The organism is Pseudobacteroides cellulosolvens ATCC 35603 = DSM 2933 (assembly GCF_001262605.1).
GTDB classification, from domain to species: domain Bacteria; phylum Bacillota; class Clostridia; order Acetivibrionales; family DSM-2933; genus Pseudobacteroides; species Pseudobacteroides cellulosolvens.
The window spans coordinates 6,351,502-6,373,954 of the sequence record NZ_LGTC01000001.1; the positions used below are offsets into that span (position 1 = coordinate 6,351,502).

A 22,453-nucleotide genomic window follows, 5' to 3' on the forward strand; every position below is an offset into this window, starting at 1 on the left:
ATCCTCAGTTGATTAATCTATAGCTATATAACAAATCCGCCATTAGGACTTAGTATCTGACCTGTAAAAAAGTCAGCATTTTTAGAAGCCAAAAACAAGGCACATCTGGCAATATCCTTTGGTTTTCCTAACCGAATAAGCGGAGTTTCATCCTTTAATTGTTTTAATTCCTCTAAAGAAAATGAACTAAGCATATCAGTTTCAATAATTCCAGGGGCAATGCAGTTAACTTGTATATTTGATGGGCCGAGCTCTTTTGAAAGTGCTTTTGTAAAACCTATTACACCAGCCTTTGCTGAAGAATAGTGCACTTCACAGGATGCTCCGACCATTCCCCATATAGAAGATATGTTAATTATTTTTCCACTTTTTTCTCGTATCATATGTTTTAAAACACTTTGTGTGCAATTAAAAACACCTTTTAAATTGACATTTATCATATAATCCCATTCGTCTTCGGATATATCTGTAAATATTTTTTGTTGGGATACTCCTGAATTATTAATAAGTATATCAATTTTTCCAAATTGGTTGATGCAATAGTCTACCATTGCATCAACCTGAACACGTTTAGATACATCTGCTTGAAATAATTCTATTGAAAGACCCTTTGATTTTAGTTTTCTGTATAATAATTGAGCTTTCTCTAAGGATCGGTTATAGTTTAAAATGACATTGTATCTATTAATGGCAAATAACACGACCATGCTTCTACCAATACCGCCTGAAGCTCCTGAAATTATGACTGTTTTATTCTTATTCATCTTCGGATATTCTTTCTAAAATTATTTTTCTTTCCAAAAATGAGATTTCTTTTACTTTAGCCAGGATATATTTTCTCTGATAAAATATATTCTCAAGACAAAGACCGCCACCATAGGATGAAACCTCATTAACTCCTTCAAAAACCAACTTTTCTTCACCTTTTTCATCAATAAGATATACATTTGATTCACACATGTTTTATCATCCCTTAAGTTAATTTATTTCTATTACTTTGCTGCAAATACGGTCAATAAGGTGCCTCTCGTGGCTAATAACAAGAACTCCTATATTTCTTTTTTTAGCTATATCAATAACCACATTCCATATATGAGCTTGTGTAATAGCATCTAACATTGTTGTCATTTCATCTGCAATCAGAAACTTTGTATCAGGACTTAATGCACGTGTAACACAAAATCTTTGCAGTTCACCACCGGATAATTCGTTAGGCCATCTTTGAAGCCATTCCTCTTCAATGCCAAGTGAATGTATTAGAGAGTCTTCAGGTGACCAACCTTCATTTAAAGTTTTGTGCATTTTCCAATGTGGATTGACTGATTTTTCAGGGTGTTGGAAAACCAATTGAACCGGGTTGAAACGATCTTCTGGTAATGGCTTACCGTCTAACAGAACATGTCCCTCATAAGGCTTTTCATATCCAGCAAGAATTCTGGCAAGAGTGGTTTTTCCAGAGCCACTGTTTCCTGATAGACCAACTATTTCACCGGAGTTTAATTCCATAGTAAAGTCTTTTATTATAAAGGGGCCCTTACCATAACGAAAATTAATGTTTTTTGATTCAAGTAGCATTATGGCACCTTACCTTTCCTGAGTCTATTTCACGTATTTTGGGCATTTTTGACAAACAATCCTGGCTCCTAGTAGAACACCGTTGGTGGAAGAAGCATCCTTTACGTTCCTCATAGGAAGGTTGAAACCCAGAAATGGGAATAAAGCTGTTTTGGGGCAGTGCATTCCATAGTGCTTTTGTATAAGGGTGCTTTAAATGCTCTCCATTTCCGGAAAAATTCGATGCAGGAGCAACTTCAACGGTTGTACCGGAGTAGAAAACAGCAATATTGTCTGCCACATTAATTGCAGTACCTATATCATGGGTAATAAGCATCACAGCACATCCTTGGTCAGCAAGCTCTCTAAGATGCTGCAATGTTTCCTTTACCACCTCAGGATGAAGTCCTGGTGTTGGTTCATCAGCAATTATTAATTTTGCACCGCCGATTACAGCTGAGGCAAAAAGTACACGTCTTGCCATGCCGCCTGAAAGTTGAAATGGAAACTTGATTCCTGTTTTTTCATCTAAAGAGTATCTTTTAAATATGCTTTTTTGTTCTTCTTTTTTATCACCTGTATTTACAGAAGCTTGAACCTGTGCCCCTACTTTCATAAGAGGATCAAGGAAGTTAACCGACTGGGGTATCAAAGATATTTCATTGCCCCGAAGCCTTTTTTGAAGTTTGGGTGTGAGGGGCATGCCTTTATAAATAATTTCCCCAGATACAACTGCGTTTTTAGGAAGCACTCCAAGTACGGCATGGGCAAGAAGGCTTTTTCCTGATCCGCTTGAACCGACTATTGCCAGTATTTCACCCGAATTTATTGTTACATCAAGGTTTGAGATTACTTTAAGTGTCCTTTTTTTCAAACCTTTTTGATATTGTATAAATGATATTGATAAATCCTTTACCTCTAGCATTAAATCTCCTCCTCCAACTTTATTCGTTTGCATTATGTGGGTCAATGAGTAGTCTAAGGTTTTCGCCGATAATATCAAATGATCTCACAATTATTAACAGCGATATCCCTGGAAAGAATGCTAGCCACCACATTCCGGTAGACAGGTACTTCATTGATTCCGACAATATTACACCAATTGCAGGCTTGTGTGGAGATAGTCCAAAACCTAAAAATGTTATGGATGCTTCATGAAGTATGGCATGAGGAAAGAGAAGAACGAAACCCACCAGAAACTGCGGTACCAAATGGGGAAGCATATGATGTACAGCAATCCACCATCTACTCTTGCCCATATGCCTTGAAATTTGTACATACTGGGCAGTCCTTAGCTGCAATATCTCTGCACGTATTACACGTGTCAAGCTGGTCCAGTGTGTTAAGGCAACCCCAATAATAACACCCTTTGCACCTCCACCCACTGTAAACGCTATTAAGATTAATGCTACAAGGTGAGGCATTCCTTGAAACAAATCAACCATCCAGGTTATTGCACTGTCAACTGCCTTTCCCATGGTTGCAGCACACAGTCCAAGAACCAATGCAACTGCAACGCTTACAGCAGAGGCTATAATACCAATATAGATACTCAATGACAGCCCTTTTACAGTCCTGGTGAACATGTCTCTTCCAAGCCAGTCTGTTCCAAAGGGATGAGATAACGAAGGGCCAAGGTTTTTTAAATCAAAGTGTGTTGCTATTCTTTCGTTACTAAGAATTACACTTGCCAATATAATCCCGATTAGAACCAAGCTTGATAAAGAAATCATTATAAGTGTGTGCTGTCTTCTGTTTGGTTTTAAAAAAGAAGGAATATTAATTTTACTTGTTATATTTGATGCTAATTCACTCATACTGCTTTAACCTCCCTGATCCTTGGATCTACAACCCTGTATATGATATCTGCCATCATATTTCCGGCAAATACAAATATTGAACTAAAAAGTACAATTCCCAAAAGCAGAGGCAGATCACCACGAAGTCCGGCCTGTACAGTTGCCTGTCCAAGACCAGGATAGGAAAAAACCTGTTCTGCAAGGACAGAGCCGCCAAAAATTTCACTTAGGGATGCAAACTGCAATGTAATTGCAGGAAGGGCAATATTGCGTAGACCGTGCCTTAAAAAAAGCTTAATTCCATGTTCACCTCTGGCTCTGGCAAATAATATATAATCGCTTTCCAGAACATCCATGAGCTTTTGTCTTGTATGCAGTGCAATATTCGCAACTCCAACTATGCTTAAAGTCAATGCCGGAAGAATTATATGGCTAATGCGGCTTAAAAGGGTTACGTCCTTTGAAATAACTCCTGCCGGTACACCCATTCCAATTGGAAACCAGCCAAGCCAGACTGAGAAAACGATAAGCAGCAGAAGACCTAGCCAAAAAGTCGGAGTAGAGGCAAGAGTGAGGCTATACCATTTTATGATCCTGTCTATCACTCGCCCTCTATTCATTGCAGCAATCACACCTAAAATAAAACCAAGAATTCCAGATAACACCCATGCAATTCCCATTAGGGCCAAGGATGCAATAAATCTTTCTTTTATTACATCCAAAACAGGCCTCCTATATATCATGGATGTTCCCATATCTCCATGTATAAGAGAATTACCCCAGGATAAAAACCTTTCCACCGGGGGCTTGTTCAGCCCCCAATGTTCAGCTATTTTTTCTCTCTGGGCAGGACTAACCTTCATCATATCGGCACCTATATATGCCTGGACTGGGTCTATGGGTGAGTGGCTTACCAATGCAAATGATATTACAGATAGTGCTGCCAGCAATGATAAAATGCGTATGCTTTTACCAATTATGAATTTTAGTATGCTCCCATTAAACATGTATATTTACTCCTTCCAGACCCACTCAGCTATATTGTCGGTAAGAGGCCATCCATGACCATGAGGATGGATTTTCTGCTTTCCTATGTTGAGATTATCCCTTACAAGATACAAGTGTTGAAGATTAACAAGCCATGCCCAGGGAGCATTACCTTTTGTTGTGAACCCTGTCTTTCCATCCCATTGGGCTTTTTTCCAGTATTCTATTGCTTGAGTCTCATCTGTGGCTTCTATTGCTTTATTGAGATAATCGTCAACAGTTGGATTTGAATAGTGTCCGGAATTAAAGTAATCAACTCCCATATATTTGCTGTTGTAAAGGTTATACATCTCTATGGGATCGTGGCTACCCCAACCGAAAACAATGGCATTTGAGTACATCTGAGTTTTTATATCATCCCAGCTTTTGCCTTCAACGTTTATTTTTATGCCTATATCTTTTACTTTGTCTGCTACTGCAATTGCCAATGATTGACGGGTTTGATCACCCGAAGGATATATTAGTTTGAATTCAGCCTTAATATTGCCTTTATCAAGAATTCCATCATTGTCTGAATCTTTCCACCCGCCATTTGAAAGGATCTTCTTTGCCTCTTCCGAATCAGCATCTTCAATTACTGTCTCAGGGTTCCACCAAGGCATTTTGTCACAAACGGTGTAAGCTGGAGAACCATAACCATTTAAAATGCCATCTACAAGTGCTTTTCGGTCTACAACTTTGTTAATTGCCTTTCGGATGGAAATATCTGAAGTAACTTCGTTTCCTACTGGATAGCCATCTTTTGTTTTCTTTCCCGGTTTTACATAAGGGAACATGATGCCACGATTATCAACACTGTCAACTGCAAGCAGGTGCATACCCGATACTTTATTACTCGCATATGAAGGAACGATAGCTGCAATATCAAGGGTTCCTGACTGAGCCGCCGCAAATGCAGCTTCTTCACTTAAGTAAAGGAAAGTAATTTTTTTAAAGAAAGGCTTATCTCCATAGTATTCAGGATTTGCTTCAACAATCAACTGTTGTCCTTTATCCCATTGAACAAATTTGAAAGGCCCAGACCCTACAGGTTTTTGTGAATAGTCCTTTCCATATGCATGCTTGGGAACAATTCCTGTGTTTGAAAGGATATTAACAAATGTTGATTGAGGGTTCTTCAATGTAAATTTAACTGTATAATTATCTATGGCCTCAACCTTTTCCATAACACTCAAATCAACGACAGAACTGCTTTTGGCTGTAGTTTCATATGTAAAAACAATATCCGCTGCCGTTAGGGGCTTACCATCAGAAAACTTAACGTCCTTTCTAATCTTTACTGTCCATACCAGTCCATCACTGCTAACTGTATATTCAGTTGCAAGATCGTTTACAATCTTCATGTCACTATCACGTTTTAGTATGGTGCTTTGGAAAAGAGGAGATCCGTATCTGCCCCATCCGGTGGTGGGATCAAATCCTCCATCCGGTTCACTGCTAATTGCCATGGTTAGTTCAGTTCTTTTTACATCATTTTTGCTTGTTTCTTTATTGCCGGAGCACCCTGAAAAAACCAGAGTACTGCAAATAAGAATAAAAATTATTGCTTTTTTGAACATAATAAATTGCCTCCTAAAAATGCTTGCTTTTTGTTTTTAATAAAAAAATATCAGAATTCATTTCCTGAGCTTGGCCAAAGCTTTTTAATAAAAAACAAACCACAAAAAAGTGCTATTTCATATAGCATCCCTTCGTGGTTTGTTTTTGTTAATGTCTAAATATACCAATATTACAAAAGTCTTCTTGACTTGATTTTCCAATAGAATATATCATAGCTAAAATAAAAAAGTCAATATGAAAATGAAAATATGAAAATATTTATCAATTGACTAAAAATGAAGTCTATGATATATTGACCTTTAGAAATAATAGTTAATTTTGGGACGAACCCAAAAAAGTGCTTAAGAATAAGCCTTTTTTGGGTTTATTATTTTTAAGGAGGACGATGTATTATGCATATGGCAGATGCCTTAATATCACCAATTGTTGGTGGTACTATGCTGGCAGCTACTGCTGGAGTTGCTGCTTACTCAATTAAAAAAATAAGAAATGACTTGGATGAAAGAAAGATTCCTTTAATGGGTGTGATGGGAGCTTTTATATTCGCTGCTCAAATGATTAACTTTTCTATACCAGGAACAGGTTCAAGCGGACATCTTGGAGGAGGAATGCTTCTTGCAATCTTACTTGGACCACATGCAGGATTTCTTACAATGGCATCCATTCTATTAATCCAAGCACTGATTTTTGGTGATGGCGGCCTTCTTGCCTATGGCTGTAATGTATTTAATCTCGGATTTTTTACTTGCTTTTTAGCATATCCACTCATTTACAAATGGTTTACACGAAAAGAAACAAGTCCAAAGAAAATATTTATAGCGTCTATGGTATCATCAATTGTTGGACTGCAAATGGGAGCGTTTAGTGTTGTACTCGAAACAATTATTTCCGGCAATACAAGTTTACCTTTTCAAACTTTCGTACTACTTATGCAACCTATACATCTTGCAATCGGCGTAGTTGAAGGCCTTGTTACAGCTTCAGTTGTAACGTTTGTTTGGAAAACAAGACCTGAAATAATTGAAAATGCAGCTATTGGAAAATCCCTTGGAAATATATCCATAAAAAAAGTCCTGGTAGGACTTGCTGTTGCGGTTTTAATTGTTGGTGGAGCTCTTTCCTGGTTTGCTTCATCAAATCCCGATGGTTTGGAATGGTCTATGGAAAAAACTGCAGGTACTGCAGAACTGGAAGCATCTGATGGAATTCATAAAACGTTATCTGACATACAAAGTAAAACAGCACTTTTACCAGATTACAGCTTTAAGCAAGGGAATAGTGAAAAGGTAGAAGAACCAAAAAGTGATGAAAGCGAAGAAGCATGGCCTGCTGTTAGTGCCGGAACCAGCGTTTCTGGCATTGCTGGTGGAGCTATGACTCTCATTTTAGTAGCTTTTATTGGCATAATAATAAGTGCAATAAAAAGAAGAAAAAATAGAGCGACAACTTAGACTAAAAGTTTTTAAATAATAAAGGAGATACTTTTGTATCTTCTTAATTTTATAACAAAAATGAATACAATATAATATAAATTATATTGTACTATGAATGATTTTTATCTATAATAAACCTATTGAGTGCAAAATAATTTATTGGATATTCCTAAATTATCAGTGCAATATAATTTATTCGAGGGGTTAAATAAATGATTGAATCATTTATACTTTACTTGCAAGAACAAGATAAAAGTAGTAATACAGTTAAATCTTATAAAAAACATGTTGAAGATTATATTTTATGGTTTACTACAAGTTTTAGTGCTGCCTTCAAAAAGATATATCGTGAAAATATAATTGATTATAAGAGTTATTTGATTAATATCAGAAAACTAAATGCCAAGAGCATAAATGCAATTCTAGCAGCAATACAAAAGTTTAATGAATTCCTTATAGAAAAAAAGTTCCAGGATGAGCAAGTTATATTTAAAAAGGATTATCTTAAGGTACAAACTGAATATGCAAGTCCTGCAATTGTTTCTAAAGTTGATATAGAGAGCTTCAGACAGAAAATACTTGAGAGCGGCAGCAAGAGAAATTATGCTCTCATTACTTTGCTTGCATACTCTGGAATGCGGATATCAGAAGCTACTAATTTGAAAATCAGTGATGTTAACCTCATGGCAAAAGAAATATTAGTACGTTATGGCAAGGGCAAAAAGCAACGACTTGTTATTGTTAATGATAAGATAGTTAATGCAATAAAGGAATATTTAAAGGTACGTCAAATACACAAGTATAAGGATAGTGAGTACCTTTTTGTAAGCAGAGAATCCGAAAAGGTTGATAATACTGTTATAAACAGGCTTTTTAATAAATATAGTGAAAAGATTACGCCACATACATTAAGACATTTTTTCTGTTCATATGCTCTTGAAAATGGATTGTCTGTGCATGAAGTAGCAAATCAAGCCGGACATTCAAATATCCATACTACGCTAATTTATACAAATCCATCGAGAGAAGAAATGAAAAGAAAGATTAATCTTTTATAATATAATGATTTGGTTAGGGGGCTACATATGCGTATTGCTGTTATAGATGGTCAAGGCGGAGGTATGGGAAAAACCATAGTAGAAAAACTGAGGCTGGAGTTTGGGCATAACTTGGAAATACTTGCACTAGGAACCAATGCCTTAGCTACAGCACTAATGCTTAAAGCAGGTGCTAACGAAGGTGCATCAGGAGAAAATGCAATTATTTATAATTCAACAAGAGTCAATGTGATTATGGGGCCAATAGGAATAATTGCTGCAAATTCAATGCTTGGAGAACTAACTCCAACAATAGCTAAAGCTATTGCAGAAAGTCCTGCAAAAAAAATATTGATACCAATGAATAAATGCAATATTCAAATTGCAGGTATTAAAAATGAGCCACTTCCGCACCAGGTTGATAGTGCTATAATGTTATTAAAAGAATATATGGGGTGAGAATATGTGTGAAGCAAATGTATATATAATTAATAAAGATGGAGATGAAGAGCTTGTTCTAGAGTCTGTAGACAAGATTTTTCCTGGTGATGGCATAGTTGAACTCGAAAATGTATTCAGTGAAAGAAAAACTATAAAGGGAAAAATTAAAGAGATGGCTCTTGTCGATCATAAAATTATTATCGAAGAAATCTAAATTTTCTTCTAAAATTTTAACAAAATAAAGTAAAACAACAAGTGCTAGTACTTTAAGTACAGCTTAATAGGGAAGCAAGTGGAAGTCCTGCACGGTCCCGCCGCTGTGAAGGGGAAATACTTTATCAAATGCCACATCCGCATATACTAGACATTCAACTTGATATAAACTTGCTAACGATGGGCAAGATACACGTAGCATTCAGTTTTATCTTGGACATAAAAATATATACAACATACTGTTAGATACACAGAAATATCTTCAGGTAGATTCAAAAAGTTTTGGAATTACTAAATATATTAATGTAATTATTTTGACAACATGACAGTGAGCAATTATATGTTTATTGTATTCTGTAAGGATTTATAATAGTTCTTTGGAACTTCATCTTTATTTTAAATAAGAAAGAAGAAGGTGACTTTTATGGATAAAATCCTTTGTGTTGGAATTGGTGGATTTATTGGTGCAGCCCTAAGATATCTGATATCTACTGGAGCTGTAAGGGTTTTTAAGTCTGACTTTTCTTTTGGCACACTTATTGTTAATGTTATTGGTGCTGTATTAATTGGCTTTATTATGCAGCTAAGCATATATCCTTCTTTTATTACTCCAAATATGAAATTATTCTTGACAACAGGAATTTTGGGTGGGTTGACTACCTTTTCGACTTTTAGCTTTGAAACAGTATCTTTATACCAAAGTGGACGTTATTTTTTATGTTTAGTAATATTATTCTTAACTTAAGTTTAAGCTTATTAGGAGTTTTTATTGGAACTTTAATTGGTAAGTACATAAAGACATAGCCTCAATATAAATATATAAATACTATATTTGAAGCCAAATAAACCCTATATGTGAAAGTTGGTTTGTAATTTGATAAGTTTTAAAACAGCTTTTGAAAATTTAAAAATCAAGGCAAAAAGGTTAAAAAGTGAAGCTACAGCTTTATTCTTAGCTTATAAAAGGCCTGATGTACCTTGGTATGCAAAGTTATTCGTAATGTTAATAGTAGCTTATGCATTAAGCCCAATAGATTTAATACCTGATTTCATTCCAGTATTGGGTTACTTGGATGATTTAGTGCTAATTCCGTTAGGTGTTGGATTAGCACTTAAAATGATACCCCCGGAGGTAATGGAAGAATGTAGACAACAGGCAAAAGCCGTTTTTAAGGACGACAAACCGAAAAACTGGGTAGCTGGAGCTATAATTATTTCAATATGGGTAGGTATTATTTGCTTAATTATTTTTAAAGTATTTTTTCGGGGTATAGTCTTTCCAGAAACTTTCTATCTGTATGTATTATTGTTTATTGGTAGTTTTTTTGCTGCTGCAATATCAGGTGCGGCTGGTTTCGGTGGAGCATTACTATTACTTCCACTTTTGTCAAGAACAATCGGCACAACTTTGGCTGTACCAGTCCTCACAATTGCACAGTTAATAGGTAATCTGTCCCGTGCCTTTTTTGGCTTCAATCAAATCAAATGGAAGCCTGTTACACTCTTTATTTTCGGTGCTGTCCCAATGAGTGTTTTGGGTGCTTTTTCCTTTGTAAAAGTGCCAAAAGAAATTTTAACAAGGGGAATTGGTTTAGCAATCATTGTTTTTGTTTTGTTGAAATACTTTAAAGTGCTTAAATGTATGCCCAGCAACAAAACAATGTTCATCGGGGGGGCAATGGTTGGGTTTATTTCTGGACTTGTTGGCAGTGCCGGGCCGATTGGTGCAGCATTATTTCTTTCACTGAACCTTCCTCCTGTGTCGTATATTGCAAGTGAAGCAGTAACAGCAATTGCTATGCACATTTCAAAGACCGTTGTTTATCAAAAGTACCTTGGTATCGGACTGTATGCACTTGGCATTGGGTTGTTCATGGGCGTTGCTATGATTGCAGGCACCTTGGCAGGTAAAAAAGTGATTGACAATATGTCCAATGAGAAATTTATGAAATTTGTTGGCATTTTGCTAACTGTTATCGGGTTTCAAATGTTGATTTTCGGGTAAGACTTCATGGCTTAGGAGCAAAATATTTTTTAAAAATAAGGGGACCTTTGATTATGTGGATTTTATTTGCATTTGGGTCAGCGGCATTTGCTGGCCTTACAGCTATTCTTGCAAAAGTCGGTATTAAAAATACAGACTCTAACGTGGCAACAGCACTAAGGACGGTTGTAGTTTTACTTTTTTCATGGCTTATGGTAGTTGTAGTAGGTTCCCAGGGATCTATTTTGGATATTAGCAGAAAGGCAGCATTGTTTTTAATATTATCGGGGCTTTCAACCGGGGCATCATGGATATGCTATTTTAAAGCACTACAGATTGGGGATGTTAATAAGGTAACTCCAATTGATAAATCAAGTACAATTTTTACAATGCTTCTTGCATTTGTTTTTCTAAATGAAAAAATTACAGCTATAAAAGTTCTAGCTATGGCATTGATAAGCATTGGTACCTACCTTATGATTCAAAAGAAAGAAATAAAAAATAATGATTCTAAAAGTAACTTATGGGTTATATATGCCATTGCTTCAGCAATATTTGCCAGCTTGACATCCATACTTGGTAAAGTAGGTATTGAAGGTGTTGAATCAAATCTTGGTACAGCTATAAGAACGATTGTAGTATTGATTATGGCATGGTTAATCGTTTTTGTTACAAAAAAACAGTACACAGTAAAAGATATTGATGCAAAGAGTTGGGCATTTCTCATTTTGTCCGGATTTGCTACTGGTGGTTCCTGGCTATGTTATTATAGAGCATTGCAAGAAGGTCCGGCAAGTGTCGTTGTTCCCATTGACAAATTGAGTATTTTGATAACTATTATATTTTCTTATTTATTCCTAAAGGAAAAACTTGCGAAAAAGTCTATAACTGGTTTGATTTTGATTGTTGCAGGAACTATGGTATTATTGCTCTGATATAGAACTGTCAATACTTATTATTAAAAGACAGCCCATTAATTTGATTTGAGGGGCTGTCTTTCTTGTGAATAATCCTTACAAGTGTCGCAAACAAAAAACAAGTTTACTTCATTGCTTCTTCGACAGCAACTGCAACTGCAACAGTTGCACCTACCATGGGATTGTTGCCCATGCCTATAAGGCCCATCATTTCAACATGTGCTGGGACGGAAGAAGAACCTGCAAATTGTGCATCCCCATGCATCCTGCCCATTGAGTCAGTTAATCCGTAAGAGGCTGGTCCTGCAGCCATATTGTCAGGGTGGAGTGTTCTGCCAGTTCCACCGCCCGAAGCAACAGAGAAATATTTCTTTCCATTTTCTCCAGCCCACTTTTTATAAGTACCTGCTACAAGATGCTGAAATCTGGTTGGGTTTGTTGAGTTACCGGTAATTGAAACATCAACGCTTTCTCTTATCATGATAGCAACACCTTCTAACACATCATTTGCACCATACACTCTGACTTTTGCCTTTTCTCCAGTTGAAAAAGGCTTTGTTCTTACTACTTTTAGGTCACTTGCTGCAAAATCATAGTCGGTTTCAACGTACGTAAACCCATTTACTCTCGAAATAATATAAGCAGCATCCTTTCCAAGGCCATTTAGAATAACCTGAAGAGGCTCTTTTCTAACCTTATTTGCAGTTCTTGCAATTCCTATAGCACCTTCAGCAGCAGCAAAGGATTCATGACCTGCAAGAAAACAGAAGCATTTAGTTTCTTCCTTTAATAACATTGCTCCAAGATTACCGTGTCCTATACCAACTTTTCTGGAGTCAGCAACTGAGCCGGGTATACAAAAAGATTGTAACCCAATACCAATGGCTTCCGCTGCTTCTGCTGCACTTTTTACTTCCCTCTTTAAAGCAATTGCACATCCAAGTGTATATGCCCAGACAGCATTTTCAAATGCAATAGGCTGTACTCCTTTAACAATTTTTTCAACATCAATACACTTTGAGGCACATATTTCTTTAACTTCTCCAAGGCCGTCAAATCCATACTCAGCTAAACAAGCGTTTATTTTATCTATTCTTCTTTCATAACCCTCAAATCTTACCAATTGGATCACCTCTCTTCTTTATTATTCATGTCTTGGATCTATAACTTTAACAGCTTCATCAAATCTGCCATACGTACCAATGTTCTTTTCATATGCTTCTTTTGGATCTACACCTTTTTTGACAGCATCCATCATCTTGCCAAGGTGAACAAACCTGTAACCGATTACTTCATTGTTTTCATCCAAACCTAAATTCAGTACATAGCCTTCAGCCATTTCAAGGTATCTTACACCTTTTGACTTAGTCCCAAACATAGTTCCTATCTGTGATCTCAAGCCTTTGCCCAAATCTTCAAGTCCTGCACCAATTGGAAGCCCACCTTCAGAAAACGCAGATTGTGTTCTTCCATAAACAAGTTGCTTGAATATTTCTCTCATTGCAACGTTTATTGCATCGCAAACAAGGTCAGTATTTAATGCTTCGAGTATTGTTTTACCACTAAGTATTTCTGCAGCCATTGCAGCCGAATGCGTCATGCCGGAACATCCAAGAGTCTCAACAAGAGCCTCCTCTATTATACCGTTCTTTACATTCAATGTAAGCTTGCAGGCTCCTTGTTGTGGTGCACACCAGCCTATTCCATGTGATAACCCTGAGATGTCTTTGATTTCTTTTGCTTTTACCCATTTTCCTTCTTCAGGAATTGGAGCCGGGCCATGATCCGGGCCTTTCGCAACGCAGAGCATCTGTTCAACCTCATGTGAATAATTCATTATTTTACCCCTTTCTATCTTATTGATATTATTAATCTACAATTTCGGTAAGATCATTTTCTTCATCACTGACCATTTGATATTTAACCTCAACCTCTTTAAAAAATGAAATGTTTACAATTGTAATTATATCTTTTTTACCACAGGATGTACCTATATTTACTGTTATATTATGTATGCCAGGTGATAAATCTCTATGAGCAGGCTCACCATTTTGAGCAGGTTGAGAATAAAAATGTCCATCTGGGTTATATGAATCATGATTTAATCTCACTGTACCACCAGAAACACATATTACATATTTGTTTATTCCCATTTCACTTTCCAGCTCAAATGAAGAAAATCCCCACTTGAACTGACCAAACAGCTTTTTGGATTGAAATTGATTATTTATTTCTTTGTTTTGTTTGGATAAATCTCTATCATATCCAGATTGATCAATATTGGTATAATTCACTTCAACGTTTGAAATAAGATTGGAATTTGTCAGCAATACCTTATCAAGTCTATCATGTACTTTATGCACTTGAATCGCATAGATCTTATCATCATCCGGTAAAACCGAAACGTTTTGTTCCCCAATATTCGGCGGTGATGTCCAAGTTGCACTATCAGGATTAAACGAATTATGACTTAATACTAACCCTTTCATTTTTGACTTGATTACAAATAAATTCAAACCCGGTTTTACAGGTAATTCAATGCTGGATCTACCAAGACAGAATTGACCCGAAAGCTTTATATTTGTATTTATTATCCGATCTTTTTTCTTTTTTGCAATGCTTCCCAATGTCGAGTTGTCTGGTAAAGTAACAATGGAGTGCTTACTTTTTGCTATTTTCTGAGAACTATAAATTCCTGTATGCCCAGAAGAAAAATAGCTAACTATACAATTTAAGAAAAGAAATTCAATTCCATTAGCTCCAAACAATTCAATTCCAAGAATAAAAGAAGCAAATGGAGTATTGGTTGCTCCAGCAAACACACCAATTAAACCTAATGCAGCAAGATGTGACGGTGATATGCTCATCAGAGTCCCTAAAAAGTTTCCAAGTGTCGATCCAATAACAAACAAAGGAGTTACTTCTCCTCCTTGAAATCCTGTTCCTAGTGTAATAGAGGTAAATATTGTCTTCCAAATAAACGCAAATGGTGAAACTTGACCTTCCATAGATTCCTTAATTAAGGGTAAGCTTAAACCAATATAATCTCTGGAACCAACTAAAAACACCAATAGAATTATTATTACACCTCCAATAAAACTTTTTAACATGGCATTTTCAAAACTTGAAGAAAAAAGCTCTTTAAGTTTGTGAGTCAACTTGCTGAAAATTCTGCTAATCAAGCCAAAAGCTACTGCAGCCAAAATAATTTTTATGATATTTGCCAGTGATGGACTTATAAAGCTCTGTATAACATAATGACTATGGCTAACACCTAAAAGTCCAGTTATAGCATTACCTATATAAGCCGCGGTAGCACAAGGAATTATAGATTCATAGCTCATGAATCCTAATGCTGCAACCTCAAGCCCAAATACTGTCCCGGCTAATGGGGTTCCAAAAACAGCAGCAAATCCACTGCTAACACCACTCATTAAAATTATCCTGCTATCTTGTTTACTTAATTTTAATACTCGGCTAATCCAATCAGCTATACTGCCACCCATCTGAACACCAGTACCTTCTCGCCCAGCAGATCCACCAAATAAATGTGTCAATACTGTTCCCAAAAATACCAAAGGTGCCATTCGGAGAGGTATTTTGACATTTTCATGGTTGATTTTTTCAAGAATTAAATTATTTCCTTTTGAAGATTGTTTTCCTAATTTAACATAAAGAAAACTCACAAAAACACCTGCTAACGGAAGAAAGAAAATTAGCCAAGGATGCTGTAATCTATTCTCAGTAGCAACTTCAAGACTTTTGAGAAAAGCGGAATTAATTCCACCTACAAAAAGACCTACCAAGCATCCAATAACTATGTACTTTGATGTGCTTTTTAAAGTCCTCAACATTTTAATACTTTGTGCTTTCATAATCCAAGTTCCTTTCATTTTAAATTGCAAATAGAAACTCCTACATAAAATACCTTTAGGTAAATTATGTAGGAGTCATTAGCATAATAGCAGTTAATGGCGAACTCCATCACCTATTTAATTCGTTAAAATTATATCACACTCTATAATTAAAAGTAAAGCAAGTTATTAAGTATATTTTATAAATCTGCTAGCCCAGTGTTTTAAATAATTACAAGCACTTATTCATCCTTTTCGGGGGGATATGCAAAAACACCCAAATTCAAATTATATAAAGGTCACATATAAAACTGTTCTCCATTATCGTTTATCGGCTATAGGTGTAAAATTTTTACAACCCTATAGCCGTTTTCTACTCAACACTATCTTCAACATGAAAATATTTTTAAAAATTCTTTTAAAAAACAGTGAATAATTATTTAAATAATGACGATAATAAAAACAGTATCAATTGACACTATTTATATTGACTCCGAATAATATATAAGAGTATAATAGTAATATAGTTATAACTCTATATATACTAAGGAGCTGATATATGATAAATGCAGAAATCTGAAATTGAAGTACGGGAATTTTTAACCAAAGTACATAACATTATAGAAGATTCCTATAATAACCTGAAAATATTAGATAGAACACAGGGCGTTGACAAAACAAGAGAATTTAGGAACTTGTATAATATAAAGCATGACATGATTTGTGAACAAATACTAGCATTAGATGTTACAAACTATTCATATACAGATTATGATGATAATCCAAAATGGAAATGTGAGGAAGTTTGGTTTTTTGGTCAAACTTTAAGTATTGAAGGTGTAAACAATCGAGATATTATTTACATAAAATTAAAACTACGAAATAATGTCATTTGTATGTCTTTTCACCCTCAAGAATTTAAGCTGAGATTTCCATATTTATAGATAGATATATATAATATGTTTTAAGGGGGATTTTTTATATGATGGAGGGATTAAAAAGAATGAAAGAATATTGTTATGAATGCGATAATGATGTTGACATAACAATAACTGAAAAAGAGATTTTTACTGAAATTAAAGGTATTAAGTTTTCTTATATGGGCGAAATTGCCTATTGCGAATGCTGCGGTAATGAAGTTTATATTTCATCAATTAGCGATGAAAACATTGAAAAAGCAAATCAAAAATATAGAGAGATAACTGGAATAATTCAAACTCAAGAAATTCAAGAACTATTAGAAAAGTACGATATTGGTCAAAAACCGTTATCAAAGTTACTAGGTTGGGGTGAAACAACTATCGTAAGATATATTCAAGGCTTAATGCCTACTAAAGAATATAGCAATAGATTAAAGGAATTGTTTAACCCTTTGAAAATGAAAGAGTTATTAGATAATAATAATAATGCTTTGACTAAAATTGCATTTAAAAAAACATCTGACAAAGTACAAGGTTATATATCTAAAACAGGAGACAAAAAGCCTATTATAACAGCTAATTATTTTCTAAATAAAATGGATGTAGATGCAGGAGAATCTATTACACCATTGAAAATACAAAAACTTGTCTATTATGCACAAGCATGGCTGCTTGGTATATTTGGAAGGCCCTTATTTTGTGAAGATTTTCAGGCATGGCTTCATGGACCTGTTATTCCTGACATGTATATTCACTATAAAACACTTGGATACAAAAGCAATGATAGCTTACCAAAACCAAGTAGTGTTGATTGTTGCTTTAATGAAGAAGAAATTATGACACTAGAAATGGTATGGAATGTTTATGGAAAATATGATGGAAAATATCTTGAAAAGCTAACTCATTCAGAAGTACCGTGGCAAATTGCATGGAGAAAGCGTGAAGAAGAAAATAAGGGTACTGAGATAATTACTAAAGAAAGTATAGAGGAATACTATAAAGAGTTAAAAAATAAAACTAATTTTGATTTTGGTTCAATAGAAAACCTTGAAAAATTATACTGTTCTCTCGCATGAAAAGCAAATTGCCTCTAATTCTATTAGAGGCAATTTTAAATTTCATACCGTTTATTGGAGGTTAAAATATGAGTAATCAAAGATTTGAGAAAGAAAGGATTTATACAGAAAAAAATTACAAATACATAGAAGATTCTTTAAAAAACATAGAAATGTTAATAGATAATAGAGACAAAAAGGAAGTAATCCAAAGTAAATATAAGCAAATGAAGGAATGGTTAAAAATTGAATATAATAAAATATTAAAATACAAAAATAATGATGGGTATATCTCACAATGGTATGATCCACTTATAAGTGATATATATGTACAATCTTTTTCAATAGCAAATGTTAATTCACCTGTTGATAAAATTAAGCTTGCTATATATGATGCACTTGATTATTTTTCTTATTGGAATAATATGTTAATAGGCTATAAAAATGAAAGGATATAGGAATTATGAATGCTAAATTTGCACTAGATCAACTAGAAAGTATAATAATAGGTTTTAAAAATAAAGAAAATGATGAAAGATTAAAATACTTTGGAACTCTTAATTTTATAACTGATAAATTACTAAAGTTATCTGAAAATCTTTCTTTTAAAAAAAATGTCGTTGGCGAAAACATAGTTAAACTACTTTGGAGCATAGAAGCTCTTTGTGGGTTAGATGATGGAAATGGTAAAAGTGATTCTGAACATATAAGTTTGGCATTAGGAACAATATATACATTGAAAGTACATATTGATTGGGATAACTAAGCCTATGAATAAAAACAAAATATACTATAAAATAATATAATTTGAAAGGGGTTTTAATAAAGTGGGTAGAGTTAATATTGAGAAAGTAATTGACCACCTCAACAGTGATATAAGAAAAGCATTGAGGGATGCTGTAGAAGAAGTAACTGAATTAGAAAATTTTGATGAGTACGAATTATTTCGTACATTTAAAAGAAAAGTAAGATCTAAGTGTAATACTTGGGAGAATGTGCCAGACAACTATATTGAAAAGGACTATTGAAACGTTTTTTTGGAACTGAATAATCTGGTCCGTTTTGAGCCACTTGTCCGGTCTAAGTGGGGTTCATCCGCAATTGTGGGTATTTGCCATTGATGAAAGCAACAAAATGATCTAAACTGTCGGCAAACAATATAAAGGCGGAGATTATTTTGGCATATTCATTAGAGTTACAAAGGTACTATCCTGGAGAGATTGAAATAACAAGCAAAGATGAAACACCTGAGAAAATAGTAATAATGTTAAAGTCAAAAACCTTAAGCCAGAAGTGTCCTAAGTGTGGATGTAAATCTGAGCAGTATCACAGTACTTATACGAGAAAGATTTCAGATTTACCAATTCTGGGTAAGTCTGTGCTTCTTTTCGTTACTGCATATAAATATGACTGTAGCAATAACAGCTACCCTTTCATTAGGCATTAGGCTTATGTGAGCGAAGGAATCCTTTCGTTTAATGTTAAATTTTTGTCAAATTGTACCAATGAGAGCTGTTTTTGTATCTCTTTAGGAAACTTTTCTTTTTTACGTTATTACACTGAAATTTATGATAATATAAAACAAAAACTTAAGAGGTATAGTATGAATATTACAAGAATTATGGATATTAAGAAAAGAATATTTGCATTTGTGATGGTATTAGTATTTTGTGTTTCGTTTAGTGCTGCTGGGGCTGAAGAAAAAATTAAAATCGTAATTAACAATAACCAGCTTAAGATTGATGTAGATCCATATGTTGAAAATGGAAGAACTTTAGTACCAATGAGAGCTGTTTTTGAATCTCTTGGGGCAACAGTTAGTTGGGATGGGGAGTCAAGAACTGTTACAGGGATAAAAGGAAGCACAACTGTAGTGCTTAAAATTGATGTTGTACAGGCATATGTTAACAGTGAGGTAAAGGTACTGGATGTTCCAGCACAAATAAAGGATGGCAGAACTTTTGTACCTATAAGGTTTATTTCAGAAAGTCTTGGAGCTAAAGTAAATTGGGATGGTGCTAATAGAACTATATCTATTGAAGAGACTATTACTCAGACAACTCTGTTAATTGATGGTAAATATAGAAAAATTGAAGTGGATGGTGGCGATATCAGAGGAAACAGAGAAAAGCTGGTTGTTGTTGATGTTGGTTATGGAGACAGGGAATATTGGGCTTACACTAATGAATATGGACAGTTGATCAAAGTAACAGCTAAACAGATTATTCCTCAAAACCAATCAAAAGAGCCTGTTTTGGCAAATGGTCGTTATTTTAAAGATGAAGCTAAAGTACTTGGTACGGAGCGAGAAGATTTAGATGAAGGTCATGTTATTGCGGATTCATTGGGTGGTGTATCAAATGCCTATAATATCACACCTCAGAATAGTGTATTAAACCGTTATGGAGATCAGGCTTATATGGAAAAGGTTATTCGAGATGCGGGTGGTTGCACAGACTTTATCGCCATTATCACCTATCCTGATACAAAAACCCAAATTCCCAGCCACTACAGTTTCAAATATACATTAAAGGGTAATGTGATTCAAGATGAATTTGATAATGTGAATCCCGATGTTGTTAATCAAACACTCAATAAAACAACAACTCCTACTATCAAGCCAACTCCTACTACTAAACCAAATATATCGACTACATCAGACAACGATATCTCTCGGATTGATACTAACAATAATGGAAAAGTAACAATTGCTGAAGCTAAAGCTGCTGGATTTAAAATGCCCATTACCAGAGAACACTGGCTTTATAAGTATATGGATGACAAAGATGGGGACGGCATGGTTGGGGAATAAACTGATTTAGGTATTTTTGCCACCCCCCAAAAAGGTATAATAAGGCCTAATGGGAGCATCCGTGTCATCAGGGGCATCAGGGGCAAAGTAGATTTGAAAGGTAGTAAAATAGCCTATTTCGTAGATTGCCTTTTTTATAAATCTTGAATTTCATTTATATGCTTCAGATCATTGATATGGCTGATTTCAAAATTTACTTTGCCTTTGGTTACAGCTATGCTCCCATTAGGCCCATAAAATAAAAACAGCTTCTCGCAAAAGCCGTTTTTAAAACATCTGTTATGTTAATTTATGGATTTGCCTTGCAGTACATGACAGCTACCCCTAATACAGCTTATATTCCCCATCAATCTTACCCACTACAGAATCCAAATTATGTATGTATTTATAAGCTATTCCATATCTATTAATAATACTAATTAAATCACTCAAAGTACTCTTTGGTGAACTGTCTTTCAATTTATTAAAAATTTCATTTAAAAGTTTATCATCACTTGTATTCATCCAAATTACTTTTGACAAGTTAAAAAATATTACTTTATAAATCTTTCCATCACCTTTGAAAAACAACATTTTTATTTCTTCTTTCTATTACCAGAAAATATTTTATATTCAATCATTAATCCACCATTCCCAACAATCACTCTTGTTCACTTATTAATGAGAATGTACATCTTTTTAATTTTATTGTATTACCCTCTACACTTTCAATAGTTCCACGGAGATTATATTTTCGTTCATTCCGCAGTACTAGTAATTTTGAAGTATGCCATTTATATAATTTACTGTCAAAACCTTTAAATGTATAAACAATTTTCTTATTACAGTCTCCAACATGGTTAACTGCTGTTACAGTCAAATTAATTTTTTCGCCTGTTCTATCTTTCTTTTCAACTTTTATCAGTTCTTGAACTAGTTGGTTATTTGATTTAGTTTCAATTGTATTGAGTTCATTATTATTATCAGTTTCGATAAGAAAATGGTTAATACCTTTTTCGGCTATTTTTACACCAACTGTCATATCATTTTGTACCAACACCTTCACTTCAATATCATCATCTGTGATTTGGCTTAAAATTTGCTTTAACTTACCAACTGTCATTGACACTAGAAATATCACTCCCTCCTTTAAAAATGCGGTTTATCAACCATAAATTAACCATTTCCCGGAGACTAGAAAGTTTCCCCACCGTTTAATATTTAATATTATATCAGTGAGTGCAGATCTCATCCAGAGATCCTGATTCCTATAGATTCAAGTTCAAGTAAACATCATCCATCTGGTCCCTGGTTATTCCTATATATGCAAGAGTAACACTTGGTGCTGAATGGTTCAGGAGCTTCTGGATCAAAGTTATATCTACACCGGTTTGATATGCCTGGTAGGCAAATGTTTTTCTCATAGTGTGGGACCCAATCTTCTCGGTTATGCCTGCAGCTCTTGCAGCTCTGTTAATTACCTTATAAGCCTGGTTTCTAAGGAGAGCTCCACCACCCTTCCTGGATGGGAATAGTGCCTCATCAAATGAATAATTTCCACGCAGCTTGAGATATTCTTTAATAGCCTTTTTTGCAGTATCTGATATTGGAAAATCTTTTGTCTTTCCGGTTTTCTTTTCTCTCATCTGGATCCGGTTCCTGGGTTGCTTCTTTTCATCTATGACATCAGATATTTTAAGGTTAAGAAGATCGCTTATCCGGAGAGCTGAATTGATTCCCAGGGTAAATAAGCAGTAGTCCCTGAAGTTGGAACCTTTCAAGTAAGTTTTTATATACTCTATTTGATTTTTTTCTCTTATTGGTTGAACAAACTCCATGTCACATTCT

Annotated in this window: 25 protein-coding genes, 2 pseudogenes and 2 riboswitches; of the genes and pseudogenes, 14 read left to right on the forward strand and 13 right to left on the reverse strand. The window is 34.8% G+C overall.

Translation table 11 applies throughout. The features are described from left to right. Positions 1-23: 23 nt before the first annotated feature. From ymfI to Bccel_RS26280, 7 genes are read right to left on the reverse strand one after another with little or no spacing between them, the layout of a single operon-like run. Positions 24-764 (reverse strand): elongation factor P 5-aminopentanone reductase, encoded by a 741-nt coding sequence (ymfI, locus tag Bccel_RS26250; RefSeq protein WP_036945339.1) that lies wholly within the window; start codon positions 762-764, stop codon positions 24-26. Then, positions 757-960, reverse strand: coding sequence for a CooT family nickel-binding protein (locus Bccel_RS26255; RefSeq protein ID WP_036945336.1), 204 nt, complete (start codon positions 958-960; stop codon positions 757-759). Before Bccel_RS26255 ends, ymfI begins: the two co-directional genes overlap by 8 nt. 18 nt (positions 961-978) lie before the next feature. After that, complete coding sequence (locus Bccel_RS26260; RefSeq protein WP_036945334.1) at positions 979-1,575, reverse strand: ABC transporter ATP-binding protein; 597 nt, start codon at positions 1,573-1,575, stop codon at positions 979-981. Further along, positions 1,565-2,479: an ABC transporter ATP-binding protein gene (locus Bccel_RS26265; RefSeq protein WP_036945331.1), complete on the reverse strand. Its 915-nt coding sequence runs from the start codon at positions 2,477-2,479 to the stop codon at positions 1,565-1,567. The genes Bccel_RS26260 and Bccel_RS26265 overlap by 11 nt, the downstream gene beginning before the upstream one ends. A gap of 19 nt (positions 2,480-2,498) precedes the next feature. Beyond that, the gene (locus Bccel_RS26270) at positions 2,499-3,371 is read right to left on the reverse strand and encodes an ABC transporter permease (protein WP_050753889.1); all 873 of its coding nucleotides are present in this window, start codon (positions 3,369-3,371) and stop codon (positions 2,499-2,501) included. Continuing rightward, the gene (locus tag Bccel_RS26275) at positions 3,368-4,360 is read right to left on the reverse strand and encodes an ABC transporter permease (RefSeq protein ID WP_036945329.1); all 993 of its coding nucleotides are present in this window, start codon (positions 4,358-4,360) and stop codon (positions 3,368-3,370) included. Before Bccel_RS26275 ends, Bccel_RS26270 begins: the two co-directional genes overlap by 4 nt. A gap of 6 nt (positions 4,361-4,366) precedes the next feature. Continuing rightward, on the reverse strand, positions 4,367-5,959 hold the full coding sequence (locus tag Bccel_RS26280; protein ID WP_036945327.1) for an ABC transporter substrate-binding protein: 1,593 nt from the start codon (positions 5,957-5,959) through the stop codon (positions 4,367-4,369). Between the two features lie 393 nt (positions 5,960-6,352). Here Bccel_RS26280 and Bccel_RS26285 point away from each other — a divergent pair, with 393 nt between their 5' ends. The 7 genes and pseudogenes from Bccel_RS26285 (at position 6,353) to Bccel_RS26315 (ending at position 12,003) form a co-directional block, all read left to right on the forward strand. Next, on the forward strand, positions 6,353-7,411 hold the full coding sequence (locus Bccel_RS26285; protein WP_036945324.1) for an energy-coupling factor ABC transporter permease: 1,059 nt from the start codon (positions 6,353-6,355) through the stop codon (positions 7,409-7,411). Between the two features lie 194 nt (positions 7,412-7,605). Further along, a complete protein-coding gene (locus tag Bccel_RS26290; RefSeq protein WP_036945323.1) occupies positions 7,606-8,451 on the forward strand; it encodes a tyrosine-type recombinase/integrase in 846 nt (281 codons plus the stop codon). A 27-nt stretch (positions 8,452-8,478) separates the two neighbouring features. Continuing rightward, positions 8,479-8,889, forward strand: a complete 411-nt coding sequence (locus tag Bccel_RS26295) for a DUF3842 family protein (protein ID WP_036945321.1) — start codon at positions 8,479-8,481, stop codon at positions 8,887-8,889. A 4-nt stretch (positions 8,890-8,893) separates the two neighbouring features. Then, positions 8,894-9,085 carry a CooT family nickel-binding protein gene (locus tag Bccel_RS26300; protein ID WP_036945319.1) on the forward strand — a complete coding sequence of 64 codons (192 nt, stop codon included), beginning with the start codon at positions 8,894-8,896 and terminating at the stop codon, positions 9,083-9,085. Between the two features lie 28 nt (positions 9,086-9,113). Next, positions 9,114-9,277, forward strand: a riboswitch (cobalamin riboswitch). 231 nt (positions 9,278-9,508) lie between these two features. Then, a pseudogene (gene crcB, locus Bccel_RS26305) lies at positions 9,509-9,888 on the forward strand (fluoride efflux transporter CrcB). Between the two features lie 70 nt (positions 9,889-9,958). After that, positions 9,959-11,089, forward strand: a complete 1,131-nt coding sequence (locus tag Bccel_RS32395) for a TSUP family transporter (RefSeq protein ID WP_322787014.1) — start codon at positions 9,959-9,961, stop codon at positions 11,087-11,089. Positions 11,090-11,142: 53 nt separating this feature from the next. Beyond that, complete coding sequence (locus Bccel_RS26315) at positions 11,143-12,003, forward strand: EamA family transporter (RefSeq protein WP_036945316.1); 861 nt, start codon at positions 11,143-11,145, stop codon at positions 12,001-12,003. Positions 12,004-12,109: 106 nt separating this feature from the next. Here Bccel_RS26315 and Bccel_RS26320 read toward each other — a convergent pair whose 3' ends face one another. The 3 genes and pseudogenes from Bccel_RS26320 to Bccel_RS32695 all read right to left on the reverse strand — a co-directional run. Beyond that, complete coding sequence (locus tag Bccel_RS26320) at positions 12,110-13,108, reverse strand: GGGtGRT protein (RefSeq protein ID WP_036945314.1); 999 nt, start codon at positions 13,106-13,108, stop codon at positions 12,110-12,112. A gap of 21 nt (positions 13,109-13,129) precedes the next feature. After that, positions 13,130-13,822: an iron-sulfur cluster assembly scaffold protein gene (locus Bccel_RS26325; RefSeq protein WP_036945312.1), complete on the reverse strand. Its 693-nt coding sequence runs from the start codon at positions 13,820-13,822 to the stop codon at positions 13,130-13,132. Positions 13,823-14,576: 754 nt separating this feature from the next. Continuing rightward, positions 14,577-15,860, reverse strand: a pseudogene (locus tag Bccel_RS32695) (voltage-gated chloride channel family protein); the annotation flags it as partial. Positions 15,861-15,922: 62 nt separating this feature from the next. Then, positions 15,923-15,983, reverse strand: a riboswitch (Fluoride riboswitch). 422 nt (positions 15,984-16,405) lie between these two features. On the opposite strand from Bccel_RS32695, the gene Bccel_RS26335 reads away from it, so the two are divergent. The 7 genes from Bccel_RS26335 to Bccel_RS29300 all read left to right on the forward strand — a co-directional run bounded on the left by Bccel_RS26335 (position 16,406) and on the right by Bccel_RS29300 (position 20,626). Next, the gene (locus Bccel_RS26335; RefSeq protein ID WP_036945310.1) at positions 16,406-16,783 is read left to right on the forward strand and encodes a hypothetical protein; all 378 of its coding nucleotides are present in this window, start codon (positions 16,406-16,408) and stop codon (positions 16,781-16,783) included. A gap of 38 nt (positions 16,784-16,821) precedes the next feature. Beyond that, entirely contained in the window at positions 16,822-17,835 is a 1,014-nt protein-coding gene (locus tag Bccel_RS26340; RefSeq protein WP_050753890.1) for a type II toxin-antitoxin system antitoxin SocA domain-containing protein, read from the forward strand. Between the two features lie 68 nt (positions 17,836-17,903). Continuing rightward, positions 17,904-18,272: a hypothetical protein gene (locus Bccel_RS26345; protein ID WP_036945308.1), complete on the forward strand. Its 369-nt coding sequence runs from the start codon at positions 17,904-17,906 to the stop codon at positions 18,270-18,272. Positions 18,273-18,277: 5 nt separating this feature from the next. Further along, complete coding sequence (locus Bccel_RS26350) at positions 18,278-18,580, forward strand: hypothetical protein (protein WP_036945306.1); 303 nt, start codon at positions 18,278-18,280, stop codon at positions 18,578-18,580. Positions 18,581-18,641: 61 nt separating this feature from the next. Then, positions 18,642-18,842 carry a hypothetical protein gene (locus tag Bccel_RS26355; protein ID WP_036945304.1) on the forward strand — a complete coding sequence of 67 codons (201 nt, stop codon included), beginning with the start codon at positions 18,642-18,644 and terminating at the stop codon, positions 18,840-18,842. A gap of 149 nt (positions 18,843-18,991) precedes the next feature. After that, a complete protein-coding gene (locus Bccel_RS26360) occupies positions 18,992-19,261 on the forward strand; it encodes a transposase family protein (protein ID WP_050753891.1) in 270 nt (89 codons plus the stop codon). A gap of 156 nt (positions 19,262-19,417) precedes the next feature. Next, positions 19,418-20,626: a stalk domain-containing protein gene (locus Bccel_RS29300; RefSeq protein WP_242853200.1), complete on the forward strand. Its 1,209-nt coding sequence runs from the start codon at positions 19,418-19,420 to the stop codon at positions 20,624-20,626. 324 nt (positions 20,627-20,950) lie between these two features. Here Bccel_RS29300 and Bccel_RS26370 read toward each other — a convergent pair whose 3' ends face one another. The 3 genes from Bccel_RS26370 to Bccel_RS26380 form a co-directional block, all read right to left on the reverse strand. Continuing rightward, positions 20,951-21,199 (reverse strand): hypothetical protein, encoded by a 249-nt coding sequence (locus tag Bccel_RS26370; RefSeq protein ID WP_036945302.1) that lies wholly within the window; start codon positions 21,197-21,199, stop codon positions 20,951-20,953. A 67-nt stretch (positions 21,200-21,266) separates the two neighbouring features. Continuing rightward, complete coding sequence (locus Bccel_RS26375; RefSeq protein WP_152966099.1) at positions 21,267-21,746, reverse strand: hypothetical protein; 480 nt, start codon at positions 21,744-21,746, stop codon at positions 21,267-21,269. A 127-nt stretch (positions 21,747-21,873) separates the two neighbouring features. Next, positions 21,874-22,443, reverse strand: a complete 570-nt coding sequence (locus tag Bccel_RS26380) for a site-specific integrase (RefSeq protein WP_036945297.1) — start codon at positions 22,441-22,443, stop codon at positions 21,874-21,876. Positions 22,444-22,453: the final 10 nt, after the last annotated feature.